Here is a 2597-nt window from a genome sequence, read left to right as displayed (position 1 = left end):
GCTCGCGGCGGTCTGAGTCGAGCACGCCGCGAGCGAGACGGCCACGAGGACCGCGGAGGACAGTGCGACCGCTTCACGGCGCAAGGGGATCAATTGCCTGAGCATGAGGAGAACTCTAGAAATTTCCCGACCGCTCAACCATCAGGCCAACCCCCACGACCTGTGCTGGTGCCAGCCCCACCGCCAGCACCGAGGGTTTCCTACCTAGGGCCAATATCAGTGACTTAGGGGTTGATTCGGGTGGGTTGTGTGTCCTGGAGCTGCTGGAGGCCACGGCCTGGGCAGGTGAAGCCCGAGACGGATGCGCGGTTGTCGGATCGGATCGCGATCGGGTTGTTGACCAGGTGCTCTACGCGCCCATCCCCTACCCGTGATCAGCGGTGCCACCCGGACGCGCAGGACGGGCTGATCTGCGGCCGTCGCGGAGTCCGTCGACCAGGTCCGGACAAGGCGGCGCTCATCTGACCGCGCCTGGTGGTCCGGCACGCGGGCCGTTCGTCGTCGAGGCCGGTCAGCCGGCCCGCTGGGTCAACGCCGGCCGGCGTCCTCGGTGCGGGCGAGGAGGCCGTCGGCAAGCTTGTGCGCCTGGTCGGCGGTCACCGGGCCCATCCCGAACAGCGTGCGGATGTACAACGGGGCGAGGATGTGGTCGAGGATGTCCAGTGCCTCGACAGCGGGTTCGCCGCGAGCCTGGGCGCGGTCGAGCATCTCCTGCAGCTGCCGGCGTCGCTCGGTGATGAACTGGTCGCGGGCTCCGGCACCCGCCTCCCCGGCGCCGGCGAGGGCGATCACGAGGCGAAGCGCGGCCAGGCCGGTTGGCCCGTTGATGTCACGGGCCACCCCGGCGGCGTACCCCCTCAGGTCGCCGGCGAGGCTGCCGGTGTCCGGAATGGGCGAATGAGTGGTCAGCCACGTGATCGCCACGTCGGTGGTCAGGTTCTCCAGCGTGCCCCACCGGCGGTAGAGGCTGGAGTCGGCCACACCGGCTTGGGCGGCGATGTCACCCATCGTGAAGTTGCCGTACCCCCGCTCGGTCACGAGGTCGACGACCGCCTGATGGACCGCTGCCCGTACGCGGGCGCTCCGCCCGCCGGGCCGGCGCACCGCTTCCTTGTCTGCCACCACCCCACCTTAATGCAGCAGGAGATTGCGTTTGCCTTGCGCCTCAACGTAGCGTCCGGGCGCGAAGATCGGCTGCTTCGAGGAGTGGCCGTGTCCGACAGGCCCTCACCCGAGGAGAGACACATGCACATGACGGAGGATTTCGTCCACAGAGTCGAGACGAGCCCTCATCGCCTCCTGCACGCATGTCTCGGCCGTACGGCATGACGGGCACGCACCGGTTCGACACCGACACCGCGGTGGGAGCGGGCCGGAACAACCGGTGGCCGGCGACGGTCTCCCCCGCCTGGACCACCATCGGCGGCCTGCCCCACGGCGGCTACCTGTTCGCCCTCACCCTCGCCGCAGCCGCCCAGGCCGCCGATGGGCGGCCCCTGCTCACCGCCACAGCGCACTTCCCGCGCCCCGCCCGGCTCGGACCGGCCGACATCGACGTCGAGGTCGTCAAACAAGGCCGGCTGACCAGCACCGCCACGGCCGGACTGCGGCAGGACGGGAAAGAACGGGTCCGCGTGCTGGCCACCTACGGCCATCCGCGCTTCCTCGACGAACCCGCCGAGCCGTCGGCCGGACCACCCTCCCTCGGCGGCCCCGCCCACTGCCTCGTTCCGCCACCCGATCTCGCCGCCGGCCTCGACGCCACCGTCACCGAGCGTTTCGACTACCGACTTCCTCCGGTCTCCCGATGGGTGGGCGGCCCCGGACCGGGCACCGCCCGACTCGACGCCTGGATACGCTTCGCCGACGGCCGCGCACCCGACCTGGCCGCACTGCCGCTGTTCGTCGACGCCTCCCCCTCGGCCCTGGGCGAACTCGTCGGGCCGGTCGCCGTTCCCACCATCGAGCTCACCATCCACCTCCGGCGGCAACCCGCGCCCGGCTGGGTCCAGGCCCGCATGCGAGCCACCCGACTCGCCGGTGGCCTCGTCGAAGAAGACGCCCAGCTGTGGGACAGCACCGGCCGCCTGGTCGCCCAGGCCCGGCAACTCGGCCTCCGCCTCTGACCTCGCCGGCTCACCTCCGAGTCCTGCGGACGATCGCTCGATAGCGGAGTTCATCGAGAACCTCGCGCCGGTGAACGAGCAGACCGGCTTGCCCGGCGACATCGTCGACGGTGAAGGCGCGCAGCCTCGCTCGACGGTCGGGCCGGCGACCCGCCCAGGGCACCGCCGCGCGGACCTCGGCGCACACCGGTGCTCCGCGACGTGATCCACCTTAACGCAGTTTTCGCTTGCGTTATGAGCCTGCCGACTCCTACTGTCCTCCTGTAACGCAGATGATGACTGCTTTTAGGAGTGGGTCGTGAAGCCCGTGTTCTTCCCCGACAACCCCAGCTTCTGGTACGAGACGCTGCGCATCCTCGGGCACATCCCCTACGGCGGCGGCGACTTCGGCGAGATCGCCGTCACCTGCCAGCGCATCGCCGCCGGTGACTACGACAGCTGGCACGACGAGTGGCTGGCCACCGCCGACCG

General features: G+C 70.2%; 2 protein-coding genes. One reads left to right on the top strand and one right to left on the bottom strand.

Going from position 1 to position 2597, the window contains the following annotated elements; all coding sequences use genetic code 11:
- Positions 1 to 528 precede the first annotated feature (528 nt).
- Positions 529 to 1122, bottom strand: a complete 594-nt coding sequence (locus AB0G02_RS34850; RefSeq protein ID WP_360803081.1) for a TetR/AcrR family transcriptional regulator — start codon at positions 1120 to 1122, stop codon at positions 529 to 531.
- A 185-nt stretch (positions 1123 to 1307) separates the two neighbouring features.
- On the opposite strand from AB0G02_RS34850, the gene AB0G02_RS34845 reads away from it, so the two are divergent.
- The gene (locus tag AB0G02_RS34845; protein ID WP_360803078.1) at positions 1308 to 2126 is read left to right on the top strand and encodes a thioesterase family protein; all 819 of its coding nucleotides are present in this window, start codon (positions 1308 to 1310) and stop codon (positions 2124 to 2126) included.
- The last annotated feature ends 471 nt before the right edge of the window (positions 2127 to 2597 follow it).

The organism is Actinosynnema sp. NPDC023658, assembly GCF_040639995.1.
Lineage (GTDB): Bacteria > Actinomycetota > Actinomycetes > Mycobacteriales > Pseudonocardiaceae > Actinosynnema.
This window is presented reverse-complemented; position numbering and strand designations above follow the sequence as displayed.